At 59.7% G+C, this 17437-nt stretch carries 17 protein-coding genes; 5 read left to right on the top strand and 12 right to left on the bottom strand.

Annotation, left to right across the window (positions count from 1 at the left end; translation table 11 throughout):
- The first annotated feature begins 16 nt into the window (after window positions 1–16).
- Entirely contained in the window at window positions 17–1204 is a 1188-nt protein-coding gene (locus ACA063_RS21160; protein ID WP_497666561.1) for a molybdopterin molybdotransferase MoeA, read from the top strand.
- Between the two features lie 64 nt (window positions 1205–1268).
- On the opposite strand, the gene ACA063_RS21155 is transcribed toward ACA063_RS21160, so the two are convergent.
- Window positions 1269–1463 carry a hypothetical protein gene (locus tag ACA063_RS21155; protein ID WP_497663247.1) on the bottom strand — a complete coding sequence of 65 codons (195 nt, stop codon included), beginning with the start codon at window positions 1461–1463 and terminating at the stop codon, window positions 1269–1271.
- A gap of 217 nt (window positions 1464–1680) precedes the next feature.
- On the opposite strand from ACA063_RS21155, the gene yegS reads away from it, so the two are divergent.
- On the top strand, window positions 1681–2598 hold the full coding sequence (gene yegS, locus ACA063_RS21150) for a lipid kinase YegS (protein WP_497663246.1): 918 nt from the start codon (window positions 1681–1683) through the stop codon (window positions 2596–2598).
- Here the strand turns inward: yegS and ACA063_RS21145 are convergent.
- From ACA063_RS21145 to ACA063_RS21135, 3 genes are all read right to left on the bottom strand, one after another.
- Window positions 2582–3241 (bottom strand): response regulator, encoded by a 660-nt coding sequence (locus ACA063_RS21145; RefSeq protein ID WP_497663245.1) that lies wholly within the window; start codon window positions 3239–3241, stop codon window positions 2582–2584. The two genes, yegS and ACA063_RS21145, sit on opposite strands and share 17 nt — an antisense overlap.
- Complete coding sequence (locus ACA063_RS21140; protein ID WP_497666560.1) at window positions 3238–4131, bottom strand: sensor histidine kinase; 894 nt, start codon at window positions 4129–4131, stop codon at window positions 3238–3240. Before ACA063_RS21140 ends, ACA063_RS21145 begins: the two co-directional genes overlap by 4 nt.
- Before the next feature lie 334 nt (window positions 4132–4465).
- Complete coding sequence (locus ACA063_RS21135; protein ID WP_497663244.1) at window positions 4466–4936, bottom strand: hypothetical protein; 471 nt, start codon at window positions 4934–4936, stop codon at window positions 4466–4468.
- A gap of 429 nt (window positions 4937–5365) precedes the next feature.
- On the opposite strand from ACA063_RS21135, the gene ACA063_RS21130 reads away from it, so the two are divergent.
- Together ACA063_RS21130 and ACA063_RS21125 are read left to right on the top strand one after the other, a co-directional pair.
- Entirely contained in the window at window positions 5366–6301 is a 936-nt protein-coding gene (locus tag ACA063_RS21130; protein ID WP_497663243.1) for a chemotaxis protein CheV, read from the top strand.
- 80 nt (window positions 6302–6381) lie between these two features.
- Window positions 6382–7188 (top strand): MOSC domain-containing protein, encoded by an 807-nt coding sequence (locus ACA063_RS21125; RefSeq protein ID WP_497663242.1) that lies wholly within the window; start codon window positions 6382–6384, stop codon window positions 7186–7188.
- Window positions 7189–7260: 72 nt separating this feature from the next.
- On the opposite strand, the gene ppnP is transcribed toward ACA063_RS21125, so the two are convergent.
- From ppnP to ACA063_RS21085, 8 genes are all read right to left on the bottom strand, one after another.
- Complete coding sequence (gene ppnP, locus ACA063_RS21120; RefSeq protein ID WP_010461229.1) at window positions 7261–7545, bottom strand: pyrimidine/purine nucleoside phosphorylase; 285 nt, start codon at window positions 7543–7545, stop codon at window positions 7261–7263.
- A gap of 69 nt (window positions 7546–7614) precedes the next feature.
- Window positions 7615–8157, bottom strand: a complete 543-nt coding sequence (locus ACA063_RS21115) for a 3'-5' exonuclease (RefSeq protein ID WP_162436319.1) — start codon at window positions 8155–8157, stop codon at window positions 7615–7617.
- A gap of 71 nt (window positions 8158–8228) precedes the next feature.
- Window positions 8229–10190, bottom strand: a complete 1962-nt coding sequence (locus tag ACA063_RS21110; RefSeq protein WP_497663241.1) for an acetyl/propionyl/methylcrotonyl-CoA carboxylase subunit alpha — start codon at window positions 10188–10190, stop codon at window positions 8229–8231.
- 65 nt (window positions 10191–10255) lie between these two features.
- Window positions 10256–11053 carry an enoyl-CoA hydratase/isomerase family protein gene (locus ACA063_RS21105; RefSeq protein WP_497663240.1) on the bottom strand — a complete coding sequence of 266 codons (798 nt, stop codon included), beginning with the start codon at window positions 11051–11053 and terminating at the stop codon, window positions 10256–10258.
- Window positions 11050–12207, bottom strand: coding sequence for a citronellyl-CoA dehydrogenase (gene atuD / locus ACA063_RS21100; RefSeq protein WP_162436316.1), 1158 nt, complete (start codon window positions 12205–12207; stop codon window positions 11050–11052). Before atuD ends, ACA063_RS21105 begins: the two co-directional genes overlap by 4 nt.
- Before the next feature lie 25 nt (window positions 12208–12232).
- Entirely contained in the window at window positions 12233–13849 is a 1617-nt protein-coding gene (atuC, locus tag ACA063_RS21095; protein ID WP_497663239.1) for a geranyl-CoA carboxylase subunit beta, read from the bottom strand.
- 3 nt (window positions 13850–13852) lie between these two features.
- Window positions 13853–14737, bottom strand: a complete 885-nt coding sequence (locus ACA063_RS21090; RefSeq protein WP_497663238.1) for an SDR family oxidoreductase — start codon at window positions 14735–14737, stop codon at window positions 13853–13855.
- A 12-nt stretch (window positions 14738–14749) separates the two neighbouring features.
- Complete coding sequence (locus ACA063_RS21085) at window positions 14750–16540, bottom strand: acyclic terpene utilization AtuA family protein (RefSeq protein WP_497666559.1); 1791 nt, start codon at window positions 16538–16540, stop codon at window positions 14750–14752.
- A 191-nt stretch (window positions 16541–16731) separates the two neighbouring features.
- Between ACA063_RS21085 and ACA063_RS21080 the strand changes: the two genes are divergently transcribed.
- Window positions 16732–17358: a TetR/AcrR family transcriptional regulator gene (locus ACA063_RS21080; RefSeq protein WP_194692950.1), complete on the top strand. Its 627-nt coding sequence runs from the start codon at window positions 16732–16734 to the stop codon at window positions 17356–17358.
- Window positions 17359–17437 lie beyond the last annotated feature (79 nt).

Genomic DNA, 17437 nt, shown 5'->3' with positions numbered 1-17437 from the left:
CAAAGCCGGTAGCCTGATGCCAGTCGAGGTGGCGCTGGCGCGTTTGCTGGAAATGGCTGAGGCCAAGCCGATTGTCGAGCGTGAGCGCTTGCCGTTGGCGCAGGTTCAGGGCCGTGTGCTGGCCGATGATCTGGTTTCGACGCTGGATTTACCGCCTTGGCCCAACAGTGCCATGGATGGATATGCCTTGCGGGTGTCCGACTGGACCGGCGAGCCGCTGGTGGTCAGCCAGAAGATTTTTGCAGGTAATGCACCGCAACCTTTGCAGCCAGGCACCTGTGCTCGAATCTTCACCGGTGCGCCTGTTCCCGCAGGGGCCGATTGCGTCGAGATGCAGGAGAACGCCGAAGTTCAGCCGGACGCGCGGATACGGTTTACCGAAGCCATGACGGTGGGTCAAAACATTCGGCCGCAAGGTCAGGAAACCACGGTGGGTGAACTTGTTTTACCTGCCGGCACGCGGTTGGGTCCGATCGAGCAAGGCTTGGCGGCTTCACTGGGGTGCGCTGAGCTGGATGTGATTCGCAAAGTTCGCGTAGCAGTGCTGTCCACTGGCGATGAATTGATCGAGCCAGGTCAGGCGCTGGGTCCCGGGCAAATTTACAACAGCAATCGAGTGTTGCTCTGCAGCTGGTTGCAGCGTTTGGGTTGTGAGGTGATCGACGCCGGTATTCTTCCCGATGACCTTGAGACGACTCGTCTTCGCCTGGGCGAATTGAATGATGTCGACCTGATTCTCTCCACCGGCGGTGTCTCGGTAGGGGAAGCTGATTTTCTCGGGATCGCGCTGCGAGAAGAGGGCGAGTTGACGTTGTGGAAACTCGCCATCAAGCCTGGGAAGCCGCTGACATTTGGACATTTTCGAGGCGTACCGGTGATTGGTTTGCCGGGCAATCCGGCATCGACCCTGGTCACCTTTGCCTTGCTGGCCAGGCCCTATCTCTTGCGCCGTCAGGGCGTGCAGGACACCGAACCCTTGAAGTTTCAGGTGCCAGCGGGGTTTGCCTGGCCTCAGGCCGGCAATCGTCGCGAGTACTTGCGCGGGCGCTTGGTGAATGGCCGGGCAATCATCTACAAGAACCAGAGTTCCGGTGTGCTGCGCAGCGCGGCGTGGGCGGACGGTCTGGTTGAAGTCCTGGAAGATCGCACGCTGGTCGAGGGTGAGTCTGTAGCCTTTATCCCGCTGAGCGAAGTACTGGGCTGACAGCTGATGTACGCCCAAGGCAAACCCGGTCGATTGGCCGGGTTTTGCGTTTGAGGGCTGCCCGCTATCGAGCCAGCAGCGCTACGATCTGCTCGAAACGACTGTCGGCGATCCAGGCCAGCACGCCGAGTACCACTACGGCTCCCCCCGCTAAATAGGCAAGCCGGTGTTTGATGGTCTTGACGTTCTGACGGATGACGTCCATGTCTCGGCGCATGCCTTCGAGTTGGGCCTGCAGATCAACGGCGCGAGGTTCCATGTTTACTTCTCCTTTTACGGCGGGTAACAGAAGGCGCCAAGTTGTACCAACGATCCTCGGTGGTCAATTGAGCCGATTCCTCACGTTTTGTAAGAAAAAACCCTGCCCTGTAGGACGCGAGCACGTCCGCTTTTAAATAATTCAAATTTTTGCGGCTTTTTTAGGCGCTACCGAGGTCACAACTGCCATACGGAATTCAATACTGGGAGAGAACGCGATGAGCGAACGCAAGGCGCTGTTGATTCTGCATGGCAAGCAAGCGCTCAACGAAGAGGTCCGTGCGGCAGTTGAAAGCAAACGCCAGCAGGGCTGGGAGTTGGCCGTTCGGTTGACCTGGGAGGCCGGTGATGCGCAACGGCTGGTGGATGAAGGACTGACGGCGGGTTATCAGCAGATCATCGCCGGAGGAGGGGATGGCACGTTGCGCGATATCGCCGAAGCCATGGCTGCACATCCGACGAAGGCGAGCCTGGTGCTGATGCCTTTGGGAACCGCTAATGATTTTGCTCGTGCCGCCGGCGTACCTCTGGAACCCGATCAGGCGCTGGACCTTCTGGATGCTCCGGCGAGAGCCATTGACCTGGGCGAGGTCGGCGGACAGGTGTTCCTGAACATGGCCACTGGCGGCTTCGGCAGCCAGGTCACCGCAAACACCTCCGAGGACCTGAAAAAAGTCCTCGGTGGCGCGGCTTATCTGTTCACCGGCTTGTCACGCTTCAGTGAACTGCATGCGGCCTACGGCGAGTTGCAGGGGCCGGATTTTCATTGGCAGGGCGAGTTACTGGCATTAGGTATCGGCAACGGCCGACAGGCCGGCGGCGGGCATGTCCTGTGCCCTGAAGCATTGGCCGACGATGGTTTGCTGGACATCAGCATCTTGCCCGCACCACAGGAACTGGTTGGCACCTTGAAAAACCTGCTGGCTGATGGCTTTGGTATCGACAACATGTTTGTGCGAGCCCGCCTGCCCTGGGTCGAGATCAAGGTCTCGGAAGGTCTTTACATCAATCTGGATGGCGAACCGCTGGAAGGGGATAGTCTGCGCTTCTCAGCGCGAGCGGGGGCGCTGCGGGTGCATTTACCCGAGCACTCGCCGCTGTTGAGTGCTCCAGGCATCGCTAATCGTCCAGACTGATGATCTGCTCGCGCACTGCAAACAGCACGAGTCCGGCCACGTCATAGATCTGCAGGCGTTTCATGATCTGCGAGCGGTGGGTCTCGATGGTCTTGATGCTCAGCCCCAGGCCGTGGGCGATTTCACGGGTGGATTTCCCCCGGACAATCAACCGCAGTATTTCCAGCTGACGTGCCGTCAGGTTGTGCGTGACCACGGGTTCCGCCTGGCTTGTCCGGGAGCTGATCAATGCCTGGTTGATGACCGTGTGCGCGATCGCCGGGCTCAGGTAGCGCTCGTTGTTGCGCAGGGCATCCAGGGCATGCTCGAGTTCGGTGGCGGTGGTGTCTTTGAGCAGGTAGCCATGGGCACCGGATTCCAGCGCCTGCATGATGAGTGCCGGTTCGGTGTGCATGGAGAGGATCAGTACTTTGCTCTGGGGGCGCACGCGCTTGAGGCGTTGCAAGGCCTCCAGACCGTCGGTTTCCTTCATGGAGATATCCAGCAGGACAATGTCTGGCGTCAGTTGCTCGACCATCTCGAGCAATTGAGATCCGTCATTGGCTTCGCCGACCACTGAGTAGCCGGGAATGTCCAGCACCAGCGCGCGCACGCCGGCCCTGATGAGCGAGTGGTCATCCACCAGAAGTAAGTTACAAGTCAACGCAAAACCTTATTCGTACTGGCCCGTTCAAGTGCACGAGGGGCCCAAGGGAAAAGTGCTTCGATCCGGGTGCCGTTGCCCGGCTCGCTGATCACCGCCAATGTGCCGCCCAACTGTTCGATCCGCTCCGACATTCCAGCCATTCCGCGTTGACCTTCACGCCCCGGATCCGTCGAGGGTGCAAACCCCGATCCGTCGTCACTGATCAACAGCGTCAAGCCTTGCGGCAAGCGTTGCAGAGTGACCCGCAGATTTTTCGCTTGGGCATGGCGCAGGATATTTGTCACGGCCTCCTGAGTAATTCGAAAGACGGCGACGGCAGTTTCCTCGGGTATGCCGATGAGCCGCTGATGGCACTCCAGGCTCCAGTTAACCGAGGTGTTGGCCAGCGTCTTGAGCAGATGGGCACGCAGACTGGCTTCCAGCCCAAGGCTCGCCAGTTGCCTGGGATTCAGGATGGCCGAGACGTCGCGAACCTTCACCAGGGTTTCTTCCAGCGTGTCGCAGAGCACCGAGCAATGTGCAGCGAGTTCTTCGGGCATCCGGCGTTTGAGCCATTCGCTTTGAAGCTTTGCCGCCGTCAGCAACTGGCCGATATCGTCGTGCAGTTCGCGACTGAGCCGATGACGTTCGTTTTCCTGAACCTCCAGCAACCGGTCGGCCAGTTCCTGCGGTTGAAACTTGATGAGCGAACTTGAAAGGTGGTGCTGTACCGCCAGTCCGATCAATGCCGCAGCATTCAGTATCAGCAGCCCCAGCGGAAAAGGCATGGATGAGCAGTAAATCACCAGGCTGCCAAGCGTCGAACAGGTACACAGCAGCAGCGTGAGCCGGCGTACGGTCACGGGGACGGGTGGCCACTGGGTGATTGACTTGAGGTTGGCGTACATAGAGATGGAGCCAATGGATGTTCGCTGCGGGAAGATCGTCTGGTGCAATGACGGATCTCGGTATGGAAACAGGGTGCCATTAATTGACGTCAATTAACGGTCGGCATAATACCACTGAAGATACCGTCGGTCGCGCTGGGTAGTTGGCCTTAAACATTGGGTAAACATGTTTATTCGAGCGGCTCTTCGTGTAGAAGAGCTCTTTGGCGGGAATACATTGATTCAAGATGTCGTGAACAGGTATGAAATTTCAATGACGACATCGCGCACTTCAAATTCAACGCTGAGTGTGCCGTTTAAACCACCTGACACCGCATAAAAAACAGGCGACCGATCAAGCCTGCGCTTTCAAAGGAGGAACGAGGGTAAACGGGAAGGAGGGGGGCATCGGCTGAAACTGACTGTGCCCGACTTGAAACGCAAAAGTTTCTATCAGCGATATTTGTTCGCTGTCATCTAGGCTGAGCTGGCCCGTCTTCTGGTCGATAAGCTCGAGCTGCCAGGCAATCAGCGTCAGGCAGTCTTTCAGCGCAGCCAAGGCCTCGTCATGCAATTGCAGGTGGTTTTGCGCGTGGTTGAGCAGTTCGTGAATATGCAGAGAAAACTCTGAAATGGCTGCCAGAGCGATTGCATCTGCCTTGCTGGCCAGCTTGAGCAGGGTGCTGAGCATGCAATCGATGGCGTCCCTGTCATTGCTGATCAGTTGGAGATGACTCAGGCACTCCTCGGTTTTGGCCAAAAGCAATTGAGCCTCGACGAGGAATTCCGGAAACCGTTGCGCCCACTCTTTATGATCGATTTGCATGCTGGCTCCACAACGTCATGTCAAAAGAGGAAATGCCGTGCGTATTGACATGCGCGTAAGTGTCCCGGCCCGTCCAGGCGTATGCCTGATAACTCGAAAGGCTGGATGGCCACTGACCTGCGATCGCACACAAAAGCCCGACTCCGTTCGTGCAATGAGAATGGCGTCACATTAATGGCTATCGGATATGGCGAATATCAGGTTAGGCCTGATTGTGGGTAAGGGAATCCCTTACACAGGGGAACCTGGCGAGCGAAAAGTTGTCGCGCCGCGAGGGAGTAGAGCAGATGAAGTCGCGCCCTCAGTAGAGCATGATGCTAATGTGACATCAATGCTGGAGCGTGGCATTTTGCAATAGGGTCAAGGTCTGCTTTAAACAGCCGATAACCCTCTTTAGTGAATTCACCAGAACAAGCTCAGGAGTCATTGATGGCCGGCATTCTCGACGCGGTAGACCAACGCACGCAACTAGTGGGTGAGAATCGCCTGGAAATCCTCATGTTCCGATTGGCCGGGCGTCAGTTGTTTGCAATCAACGTGTTCAAGGTTCAGGAAGTCTTGCAGTTACCGAAACTGACCCTGATGCCCCAGCGCCATCCTTTTGTCTGTGGCGTGGTCAACTTGCGTGGGCAAACCTTGCCGGTGATCGACCTGTCCCAGGCCATTGGCATGCGTCCGTTGGTGCCAAGCCCGACCAGTACCATCATTGTCACTGAGTACAATCGCTCGGTGCAGGCATTTCTCGTCGGCGGTGTGGACCGCATCGTCAACATGAACTGGGAAGCCATCCTGCCGCCGCCAACCAGTGCCGGCCGCCAGCACTACCTGACGGCTATCAGCAAGGTCGACGACCAGTTGGTGGAAATCATCGACGTTGAAAAGGTCCTGGCGGAAATCGTCCCGTACAACGCCAAAGTGTCTCGTGAAAAACTCGAAGACCCGGTGCTCGAACGCGCCCGTGGCCGTGAGGTATTGCTGGTGGATGACTCCAACGTGGCCCTGTCGCAATTGCGCGACACGCTAGGCCAGTTGGGCGTGAAAATGCACATTGCCAGTGACGGTTTGAAAGCGCTGAACATGCTTAAGGCCTGGGCTGACACCGGCGTGAACATGACGGACAAGCTGCTGATGATTTTTACCGATGCGGAAATGCCGGAAATGGACGGGTATCGCCTGACCACCGAGATCCGCAATGACCCGCGCCTGCGAGGCCTGTACGTGGTGATGCACACCTCGTTGTCCGGCAGCTTCAACGACTCGATGGTCAAGAAGGTCGGTTGTGACAACTTCCTTTCCAAGTTCCAGCCGGACAAGCTTGTAGACGTGGTGCGCCAGCGTTTGATGCGCGATGAAGTTCCGGCCTGACCCGATCAACCCTCAAGCAAGCCTTTGATTCGGCGATGAAGCTCGTATAGGGTGGCGCTTTGCCTACCAGGAAGCTGGCCATGCTGCATCTGAGCGCGCTCTATCGTTATCCGTTGAAGTCCGGCAAGGGCGAGCCCCTGCAACAGGTCAGCCTCGACAAACTGGGTCTGGACGGCGACCGACGCTGGATGCTCGTGGATGAAGCCAGCGGGCGTTTTCTGTCCCAGCGAGCGGTGGCCAAAATGAGCCAGTTGTCCGCGTTGTGGAATACCGAAGGTGGCTTGACCCTGAGTGCTCCGGGTTACAACCCGATCGATATCGCGCTGCCTGACGATCGCGCGCCATTGCGCGGCGTGAACCTCTGGCGCGACACGCTGCGCGTGCCGGATGCGGGGGATGAGGCGGGGGCGTGGGTCAGTGAATTCGTGGGTAAACCCACTCGCCTGGTGCAGGTCCCGCTGGAGCGTGCCAGGACCACGTCGGCCGGCTACGGCAAAGACGACGATCAGGTGGCCTTCGCCGATGGCTTCCCGCTGTTGCTGATCGGACAGGCGTCCCTGGACGACTTGTCGGATCGAGTAGGCCGTCCGCTGGAGATGCTGCGCTTCCGGCCAAACCTGGTGATTGAGGGGGCCGAAGCCTACGCCGAGGACACTTGGAAGCGCATCCGCATCGGCGGCGTTGAATTTCGTGTCGTCAAATCGTGCGCACGTTGCATTCTGACCACCATCGATCCACAGACCGGTGAGCGCAGCGAGGACCGTGAACCTTTAGCCATGTTGCAGAAGTACCGTGCCGAACCCGACGGTGCGATGTTCGGCCAGAACCTGGTCAATGACAGCAATGGGCATCTTGAAGTCGGGATGTCGGTGACCGTCCTCGAGTAACCGTACCCAGAATGAAAAATGCCCGCATCGAAGGATGCGGGCATTTTTTTATCGCTGTGAAAGCCCGAAGTTTTAGCCGCGGTATTCGCACAGGTAAGCCGTGTCGACAGCCACTTTCAGCTGAAACTTGCTGTTGGCAGGTACATTGAACTGGCTGCCGGCGGCGAAGGTTTCCCAGTCGGTGCTGTCAGGCAGTTTGACGGTCAGCGCACCGGTCACTACGTGCATGATTTCCCGCTGGCTGGTGCCGAATTCGTATTCGCCCGGAGCCATGACGCCGATGGTCGCTGGACCTTCTGCAGTGCCAAAGGCGATCGACTTGACGGTGCCGTCGAAGTACTCGTTGACTTTAAACATGGGCGATTCCTCGAAAAGGGCTTAAAAGGGCCGGCCAGTATGCACAAGGCCCTCGGCGCCGTCACCTCTCTAGGCGGGGAGAATCAGCGGCAGCAAGCGCGCCGTATTGCGCGCATCTTCCAGCGCCCGGTGTTGTTGCCCGGTGAACTGCATGCCGGCCAGTTGCAGGGCGCCATTGAGGCCCAACGGCCTTTCCAGTCGACGCACCTTGGCAAAGCGCTGCTTGAGGTTCATGTGCGGTACGCGGCTCAGCAGGCTGTCGAGTTGCAAACGTTGCCATTCCTGCAGCAGCTGTTTGCGATCGTAATCCCCCCAACTGGCCCAGCCTTCCAGGCGTTCATGATGCTGGCCCAGCCAGCGTTCGAACGCCGCCCAGACTTCGCTCAGCGGTTGCGCGACATCGATGTTGGCCTGAGTGATGTGCGTCAGCTCACGGCAAAAAGGCGTCAGCAACGGGCGACGCAACGGCCGCACGAAGCGCTGGAAGTGATCCAGCTCTCGACCTTTACGGTCCACCAGCGTGGCGCCTATTTCGATGATTTCCATTTCTGTTACTGGCCAACCACCTTCGTCGGTGGTGGCTTCAAGATCAATGACCAGCCAATGGGGCATCGCAGGGTTCCTGGTATCCGCGTCTTGATAGGGCTTGAGCGTAGCCAAACCCGGCGGATCCGCCTAGCGGCTTATTCGACCTCGAGCAAAATCTGTCGATTTTTCACTTGATCGCCCACGCTGACTTGCAAGCGTTTGAGCACACCGTCGATCCCGGACTTGAGCGGATGCTCCATCTTCATGGCCTCGAGGACCACCAGCAACTGGCCTTTGACGACAGTGCTGCCCTCACTGACCAGCACGTCGACAATGGCGCCATCCATCGGTGCCTTGAGGGTGCCGCTGCTGACGCTGACCTGAGCACAGACCAGCGCTTGCGTACGATCGACCAGCCGCAGGCTGCCAGGCCCCGTGAACAGCCACAGTTCTCCGGCGTCAAGACGGTAGACATGGCGGCGCCGGATGCCATCGATTTCCAGGATCGCAGAGCGCCCGTCGCACTCAATGACCTTGAGGTTCAGCGTTTGAGCAGCGATTTGAACCCGGTACGGCTCACCCGGCACGGCGTTCAATTCAACGACCCACTCCTGCTCACCCAGGCCGATGCGATAGTGCAGGGGGACGCTGGCGTTGTTGCGCCAGCCAGGCAGCGGAGACGGATGAACTTGCGCGCAGCCGTGATAAAACAGCGCGGCCGCGATAGCCAGTTGTTCATTGGTCGGTATCTGAGCCTGCAGGCAGGCATGGTCGGTGAACCAGGTCGGGATAAATCCGGTACTGAAGTCGCCACTGACAAACGCGGGGTGCTCGAGCAAGCCTTCGAGCAAATGCTGATTGCTGTGCAGGCCCAGCAGAACGCTGTCTTGCACCGCCCTGAGTAACTTGCGTCGCGCCTCTTCGCGTGTGGCGCCGTGGGCGATGATCTTGCCGAGCATCGGGTCATAAAACGGGCTGATGGTTTGGCCTTCGACCAGGCCATGATCGATCCGCACACCCGCCTGCAACGCCGGCTCCCACGCGGTGATGTGGCCGGTTTGCGGCAGAAAGCCCTGAGCCGGATCTTCAGCGTACAAACGCACTTCCATGGCATGGCCGTTGAGTTGCACGTGCTCCTGTCGAAGCGGCAGTGGCAACCCCTCAGCGACCCTCAATTGCCAAGCCACCAGGTCCAGGCCGGTGATCAGTTCGGTCACGGGGTGTTCCACTTGCAACCGTGTGTTCATCTCCAGAAAGTAGAACTGCCCCCGCGCATCCAGCAGGAACTCCACGGTGCCAGCGCCGACGTAGTTCACTGCACGACCGGCCTTGAGCGCCGCCTCGCCCATGGCCTGGCGCAGTTCGGCCGTCATGACCGGGCAGGGCGCTTCCTCAATGACTTTCTGATGCCGGCGCTGGATCGAGCAGTCGCGCTCGCCGAGGTAAATCAGGTTGCCGTGCTGGTCGCCGAACAGCTGCACCTCGACATGGCGTGGGTCTATCAAGGCTTGTTCGAGGATCAACTCGTCGCTGCCGAAACCGTTCAATGCTTCGGAGCGTGCAGTGCGGATCTGTTCCAGCAAGTCGCTTTCGTCGTGTACCAGACGCATGCCGCGCCCGCCACCGCCGGCACTGGCCTTGATCATCAACGGATAGCCGATCGATTGCGCTTCGCGGCTCAGGGTGGCGTCGTCTTGCGCAGCGCCCTGATAGCCTTTGATGCACGGCACACCCGCGTTGATCATGGCGATTTTCGACAGGCGCTTGCTGCCCATCAGTTCGATGGCTTCGGGGCTTGGGCCGATAAAGGTGAGGCCGGCGGCCTGGCAGGCGAGGGCGAACCCGGCGTTTTCCGAGAGGAAGCCGTAGCCGGGATGCACCGCGTCGGCACCCGTGCGCCGCGCCGCCTCGATAATCGCTGCAATGTTCAGATAGGATTGCTGCACCAGCGCCGGCCCGATGTTGACGGCCTCGTCGGCCATCTGCACATGCAGGGCGTCGGCGTCGGCATCGCTGAAGACGGCGACGGTGCGGTAGCCCAGGGCCTGGGCGGTGCGCTGGATGCGACAGGCGATTTCACCGCGATTGGCGATCAGGATTTTTTTCAGGGTGGGCATGGGGATTTCCCTTTTTGTTGTTCGGTGAATTCGAGGGCCTCATCGCGGGCAAGCCCGCGATGCTCTTAAGGCGCCCACCCCGGTTTACGCTTTTGTACAAAAGCCATCGTCCCCTCGACGCCCTCACTCCCGGTCACCGCTTCGCTGAACCACTGAGCCGCTTCATCCAGCAAGGTATCTGAAGGCTGCCCGGCACTCGCCAGCAGGAGTTCTTTGGTGCGTGCATTCGCCTCCGGCGCGCAACACAACACATGTGCCAGCACCTCATCGAGGCGCTCGGCCAAGGCTTGCGCGTCATGCTCGACGAAATGCACCAGACCGATACGCCGCGCATGAGTGCCGTCGAAACGCGCTGCTGTCAGCGCCAGGTGTCGAGCCTGGGTCAGGCCGATGCGCTGGACCACGAAGGGGGCAATCTGCGCCGGCAGCACACCGAGGCTGGTTTCCGGCAAACCGAACTGCGCCTGGTGATCGGCCAATGCGACATCGCTGACGCAGGCCAGGCCCAGACCACCGCCCAGCACTGCACCTTGCAACACGGTAATCACCACTTGCGGCGCGTGTTGCACCTCTTGCAGCAGCGCGCCGAATGCCCGGTTCAAATCGCGAAAACCTGCCGCGCCCTGAGCACGGGCACCGGCCATGTCCTTGATGTCGCCACCGGCGCAAAAATGCCCACCGGCGCCGCCGATCACCAATGCGCGAATGTGTCGGTCATCGCGCACGGCTGCCAGCACCGCGCGCAAATCTGCAACCATCTGCAAGCTCATGGCATTGCGGCTTTCCGGGCGATTGAGGGTGATGTGCAGCACGCCGTTGTGCGGTTCAAGCAGCAACGTCTGGCAATCCGGCAAGGTACTCATTTCTTTTTCCCCGGCAGAATGCCCATGAGTTTGCAGATGATCCCCAGCATGATTTCGTCGGCGCCGCCGCCGATCGACACCAGCCGCACATCGCGATAAGCGCGGGCCACCGGGTTGTCCCACATGAAGCCCATGCCGCCCCAATATTGCAGGCAGCTGTCACTGACCTCGCGTCCCAGGCGCCCGGCCTTGAGTTTGGCCATGGACGCCAGGCGAGTGACGTCCTGGCCTTTGATGTATTGCTCGGTCGCCTGATAGACCAGCGCCCGCAAGCATTCGATTTCGGTTTGCAGCTCGGCCAGGCGGAAGTGAATCACCTGATTGTCGATGAGCGCATTGCCAAAGGTCTTGCGCTCCTTGCAGTACTCAATGGTGCTGTCGATGCAGTACTCCAGGCCCTTGATCATGTTAGCCGCGCCGAACAACCGTTCCTCCTGGAACTGCAGCATCTGCATCATGAAGCCCGCGCCTTCGTGGCCGATGCGGTTACGTTGCGGTACGCGCACGTTGTCGAAAAACACCTGGGCGGTTTCCGAACTGCGCATGCCGAGTTTGTCCAGGTGCGAACTGAGGCTGATTCCCGGCGTGTTCATCGGCACCATGATCAGCGACTTGTTGATGTGCGGCTTGTCGTCCGAGGTGTTGGCCAGCAGGCAGATGAAATCGGCACTCGGCGAGTTGGTGATCCACATTTTGCTGCCGTTGATCACGTAGTCGTCACCGTCCTTGCGCGCGGTGGTTTTCAAGCCGGCGACATCGGAACCGGCGCCGACTTCGGAGACCCCAATGCAGCCGACCTGTTCGCCGGTGATCGCCGGGCGCAAAAACTCCTCGCGCAAATCATCGGAGCCGAACCGTGCGAGTGCGGGCGTGCACATGTCGGTCTGCACGCCGATGGACATCGGAATACCGCCACAATGAATGGTGCCGAACTCTTCTGCCGCAACGATTGAGTAGCTGTAGTCGAGGCCCATGCCACCGAATTTTTCCGGTTTTGAAATCCCCAGGAGACCGAGATCCCCGGCCTTGCGAAAGATCTCGTGAATCGGAAAGCGCCCGGCTTTTTCCCATTCTTCGACATGAGGATTGATCTCGTGATCGACAAACTGGCGAACCGTGCGGCGCAATGCTTCGTGTTCCTGGGTGAAGATCATTTTTATTGTTCTCCGTTGATCGCCCTTAGAAGCGGGCTACACCAAAACTGTTGGCTTGCAGCGGCCGCACTTCGGCCTCGTGACAGATGTCCAGCAAGTAACCGAGCAAGGTCCGGGTGTCACGCGGGTCAATCAGACCGTCGTCCCACAGGCTGGCGCTGCCATAGAGTGCAGTGGACTGGCTGTCGAGCTTTTGCGCGGTGACCGTTTCCAGCATGTCGAGCATCTTCGGGTCAGGCACCAATCCGTCCTTGGCCTGCTTGGCTTCGGTCACAATGCGCAGCACCTTGCCGGCCTGGGCGCCGCCCATCACCGCCGTGCGGCTGTTGGGCCAGGCGAAGATGAAACGTGGATCGAGACCACGGCCGCACATCGCATAGTTACCGGCCCCGTAAGAGCCGCCGACGACGATGGTCAGTTTAGGCACACGAGCGTTGGCCACTGCCTGGATCATTTTGGCTCCGTGTTTGATGACCCCTTGCTGTTCCGATTCCGTCCCGACCATGAACCCGGTGGTGTTGTGGAAAAACAGCAGCGGTGTCTGGCTCTGGTCGCACAGCTGGATGAACTGCGCGGCCTTGCTCGCACCTTTGGGCGTGATCGGGCCGTTGTTGCCGATGAATCCGCAGGCGCGGCCCTGGATGTGCAGGTGACCGCAAATGGTTTGCTGATCGAACTCGCCCTTGAACTCGAGGAAGTTCGACGCGTCGGCAATCCGCGCGATGATTTCGCGCACGTCGTAGGGTTTCTTCGGATCATCCGGGATCAGCCCAAGCAACTCATCGATGGGGTAGAGCGGTTCGTCATACTGCCGGGGCCGGGCGAGCGGCAGTCGCGCATTCCACGGCAAAAGACCGACAATCTCACGTACCTGACGCACGCCATCCGCATCGTTTTCGGCCAGGTACTCCGCGGTGCCGGCGATTTGCGCGTGCATCTCGGCGCCACCCAGTGCTTCGTCGGTGGCGATCTCGCCGGTTGCGGCCTTCAACAGTGGTGGTCCGGCGAGAAACAGTTTGGCCTTGCCGCGCACCACTATCACGTAATCCGACAGTCCAGGCTGATAGGCACCGCCAGCGGTGGCGGAACCGTGCACCACGGTAATTTGCGGCAGCCCCATGGCCGACATGCGTGCCTGATTGGCGAAGCTGCGTGCGCCCTCGACAAAAATCTCCGCTGCGTAATTCAGGTTGGCGCCACCGCTTTCGGCCAGGGTGATCACCGGCAGTTTGTTTTCCATCGCGATCTGTTGCAGGCGCAGGGATTTTTTCAAACCGCTGGGGGAGATGGTCCCGCCCTTGATCGCGCTGTTGTTCGCCACCACCAGAACCCGCACGCCAGACACGTAGCCGATCCCGGCGATCAAGCCGCCACCGGCTGAACTGCCATCCTTGTCATCATGCAGCTTGTAGCCGGCCAGGCTCGCCAGTTCAAGGAACGGTGCGCCCGGATCGAGCAGCAGGTTGAGTCGCTCCCGAGGCAGTAATTGCCCGCGCTTGTCGAACTTGGGTTTGGCCTCGGCAGCCTTGTTCAGCAGGTTCTGTTCGAGCTGACGCACGTGCTCGACGCCCACCAGCATGGCAGCGCGGTTCCGGGCGAACGGTTCGCTGAACGGGTCTACCTGCGACTGGATGACCGGCATGGCTTATTCCTTGTCCTTGGGTGCGTCTGGCTGCAGTACATCGGGTAAGTACGCCCGATGAAAGCCGTTATAGGACTCGCTGTTCTGCGCCTTGTGAATCGGCCAGGCCCGGCCGCCCAGACTCGCCGCGCCGTCAATGCGCAGCGTGCTGCCGCTGATAAACGCCGCCGCGGGGCTGAGCAAAAAGACGATGGCCGCGCTGACTTCCGATTCGGTGCCGATGCGTTTGAGCGGTACGTGTTCGCGCAGGGTCGGGATGACGGCCTTGAATGCGCCTTCGTAGGTGTCCATGCCGCTCGACGCGATCCAGCCCGGAGCCACCGCGTTCACCCGCACGCCGGCATAGCCCCATTCAAACGCGGCGGTCTTGGTCAGGTTGTCCATCCCCGAACGAGCGGCGCCCGAGTGGCCCATGCCGGGCATGCCGCCCCACATGTCCGCGAGCATGTTGACGATCGCGCCGCCATGCTTGCTCATGGATTGATTGAATACTTCCCGGGCCATCAGGAAACCCCCCACCAGGTTGGTGCGCATCACGGTCTCGAAACCCTTCTGATTGATCGAGGCGAGTGCCGAGGGAAATTGTCCCCCCGCATTATTGACCAGACCGTGGATGGGCCCGTGCTGGCGGATCAATTCGCTGACCAGGTGCTTGACCGGTTCTTCCTCGCGTATGTCGCACACGCGCCAGTCAGCCTTGCCACCGTCTTCGGCGATTTCGGCCGCGACCTGTTTGAGCTTGTCGACCTTGCGCCCGACCAGCAGCACATGGGCACCAAGTGCCGCGAGTTCGTGAGCGGTGCAGCGTCCGATACCGCTACCGCCGCCGGTGACGATAATGGTTTGACCCGCAAACAGATCGGTTTTGAATATCGAATCGTAGGCCACGGTGGCGGTCCTCTAGTTGACCTGGTCAGCGATGCTTTGCGGCACCGGAATCTGGATGTCCAATAGTTGCTGAGCGAATGCTTTGCCTTGTGGATCGATGCGCAAGCTGGCCACGCCACCGCCGCCCAAGGCATTTTCGAGGAGAAAATTGAGGCTGTGCGTGGCCGGCAGATACCAGCGCTCGACACGTCCGTGGACCGGGTCGAGGACATGGCTCATCCAGTCCACGATCACTTCCGGCGTCAGCGCTTCGGCGATCCACGGCAGGTACTCCGGCGCGCGGGCCATGACCCCGATATTGCTGTGATTGCCCTTGTCACCGGAGCGCGCGACCGCCAGCTTCACCAGCGCCACACTGGCGTCGGCGAGGCCGGCAGGTTTGGGCGGGTCGAGGGGCACAGGCAAATCATCGGTGTTGAGGGCATCGCCATCGGGCAGGGTGCAAGGGTGGCGTTTTCCAGCCAGGTCGATGGCCAGGGTGCAGGCGGTTTTATCGATCAGAAACGAAAACAGCCGGATCACCGGATACACCGTCGGCCGACCGCCGACGATCCCGGTCAACCCTGGCGCCATGCCGGTAGCGGCCTGAGCGATTTCCCGGGAGAACACGATCAGCGCCTGTTTGTTCGGGTGGCGCACCGCGAGTTTGATCACCACCTCGCGACTGTCCTGGCGCTGGCCGTGAGGACCGTAGGTGGCTTCGCTGCCGAGCAGCTCGATGTTCACTTCGCTATACGGCGCCCAACCGCGCTGGAGGAAAATCTCCGTCGTCTTGTTGATGATCGCGTCGCTGACACGCCGGGCTTTGTCGACCGCATCGATGCCGGCGATCAGGCAACTGGCGGTGCAACGGAAACCGTCCGGGTAGGTCGCGCTGACCTTGTAGAGGTCGGTCGGGGGCAAGCCTTTGGCGCCGTGAACCTGCACTGTGTTTTTGCCCTGTTGCACCAGTTTGACGTGTGTGAAATCGCAGACCACGTCGGGCAGCAGATAGGCCTGCGGGTCACCGATTTCATAGAGCATCTGTTCGCCTACGCTCAGCGGCGTGACGAGGCCACCGGAGCCTTCGGGTTTGCTCACGGTGAACTGGCTGTCAGCGCTGACCTCGACGATGGGGAAACCGATGTGTTCGTAGTCGGGTACGTCACGCCAATCGGTGAAGTTACCGCCGGTGCACTGCGCGCCGCATTCGATGAGGTGACCCGCCAGTGCGGCTTGGGCGAGTTTGTCGTAATCCTGCCAGGACCAGCCGAATTCATGCACCAGCGCGGCGCTGACCACGGCGCTGTCGACTACGCGTCCGGTGATCACGATGTCCGCACCCAACCGCAAGGCCTCGACGATGCCCGGTGCGCCGAGGTAGGCATTGGTCGAGACGCACATCGCTGGCAACGGAGCGCCGGTGAACATTTCACGCAGACCCTGAGTGCTCAGCTGTTTGAATTGCGGCTGCAAGTCATCGCCCAGCAGCACGGCGATCTTCAATGCCACGCCCGCCTTGTCGCAGGCAGCTTGCAGGGCGGCGGCGCAGGCTTGCGGGTTGATTCCGCCAGCGTTGCTGATGACGCGGATTTTTTGCTCGGCGAGCTGTGGAAGAAGCGGGCTGAGCACGTCGATAAAGTCGCTGGCGTACCCGGCCTGCGGGTCTTTCATCCGCGCGCCGGCCATGATCGACAGAGTGATTTCGGCCAGATAATCGAACACCAGATAGTCCAGGCGTCCTCCGTCCACCAACTGAGCAGCGGCAGTCGACGTGTCACCCCAGAACGCGCTGGCGCATCCGATGCGAATGGTTTCAGGCACAGTCATCTCCATAATCACCTCCGACAGCAGTGGATCGAGACTACCAAGCAAGCGCTTGGTTTGTAAACGCCTTGATTTACTTCTTCCCAAGCGCTTGCTTGGTTGGCATCGCCAGCTTAAATTGCCCGCGCAACCCCGCTGTTTTAGTGGCGATGGACGTATTTGATTGAACGACTGTAGGAGAGAAACGGGTGGACGAGCAAAAAGCCCTCAAGGTCATGCGCGAACTGGTCGACAACGGCCAGTTGACCGACCCGGACAGCGCCCGCGGCAAACTGCTGCAAGTGGCGGCTCACCTGTTTCGCAACAAAGGTTATGAGCGCACTACGGTGCGTGATCTGGCGGGCGCCGTGGGCATTCAGTCCGGCAGCATTTTTCATCACTTTAAAAGCAAGGACGAAATCCTGCGTGCGGTGATGGAAGAGACCATTCGCTACAACACTGCGCTGATGCGCGCGGCACTGGCCGAGTCCGACAGTGTGCGCGAGCGAGTGCTGGCGCTGATCCGATGCGAATTGCAGTCGATCATGGGCGGCAGCGGCGAGGCCATGGCGGTGCTGGTGTATGAATGGCGCTCGTTGTCCGAAGAGGGGCAGGCGCAAGTTCTGGCGTTGCGCGATATTTATGAAGACCTCTGGCTGCAAGTATTGGGCGAGGCCAAAGACGCCGGTTTCATTCGCGGCGATGTATTCATTACCCGCCGGTTCCTGACGGGTGCGCTGTCATGGACCACCACCTGGTTTCGTGCCGGTGGCAGCATGAGCCTCGATCAATTAGCCGATGAGGCGTTGATTCTGGTGCTGGAAGAGAAGCAATAGTGCTATTTGGCCAGTAGGAAACTGGCTAAGTGGGTGAAACCGCCTAGTTTGAATGCATTGATGTGTCATTTTCGGGAGT

Source organism: Pseudomonas sp. LBUM1643 (assembly GCF_059716215.1).
This window is presented reverse-complemented; position numbering and strand designations above follow the sequence as displayed.

Bases quoted from the DNA above. Each gene is read 5' to 3' on its own strand.
- ACA063_RS21160 (WP_497666561.1), top strand. From the start codon at position 17: ATGCCAGTCGAGGTGGCGCTGGCGCGTTTGCTGGAAATGGCTGAGGCC.
- ACA063_RS21155 (WP_497663247.1), bottom strand. From the start codon at position 1,463: ATGGAACCTCGCGCCGTTGATCTGCAGGCCCAACTCGAAGGCATGCGC.
- yegS (WP_497663246.1), top strand. From the start codon at position 1,681: ATGAGCGAACGCAAGGCGCTGTTGATTCTGCATGGCAAGCAAGCGCTC.
- ACA063_RS21140 (WP_497666560.1), bottom strand. From the start codon at position 4,131: ATGTACGCCAACCTCAAGTCAATCACCCAGTGGCCACCCGTCCCCGTG.
- ACA063_RS21135 (WP_497663244.1), bottom strand. From the start codon at position 4,936: ATGCAAATCGATCATAAAGAGTGGGCGCAACGGTTTCCGGAATTCCTC.
- ACA063_RS21130 (WP_497663243.1), top strand. From the start codon at position 5,366: ATGGCCGGCATTCTCGACGCGGTAGACCAACGCACGCAACTAGTGGGT.
- ACA063_RS21125 (WP_497663242.1), top strand. From the start codon at position 6,382: ATGCTGCATCTGAGCGCGCTCTATCGTTATCCGTTGAAGTCCGGCAAG.
- ppnP (WP_010461229.1), bottom strand. From the start codon at position 7,545: ATGTTTAAAGTCAACGAGTACTTCGACGGCACCGTCAAGTCGATCGCC.
- ACA063_RS21115 (WP_162436319.1), bottom strand. From the start codon at position 8,157: ATGCCCCATTGGCTGGTCATTGATCTTGAAGCCACCACCGACGAAGGT.
- ACA063_RS21110 (WP_497663241.1), bottom strand. From the start codon at position 10,190: ATGCCCACCCTGAAAAAAATCCTGATCGCCAATCGCGGTGAAATCGCC.
- ACA063_RS21105 (WP_497663240.1), bottom strand. From the start codon at position 11,053: ATGAGTACCTTGCCGGATTGCCAGACGTTGCTGCTTGAACCGCACAAC.
- atuD (WP_162436316.1), bottom strand. From the start codon at position 12,207: ATGATCTTCACCCAGGAACACGAAGCATTGCGCCGCACGGTTCGCCAG.
- atuC (WP_497663239.1), bottom strand. From the start codon at position 13,849: ATGCCGGTCATCCAGTCGCAGGTAGACCCGTTCAGCGAACCGTTCGCC.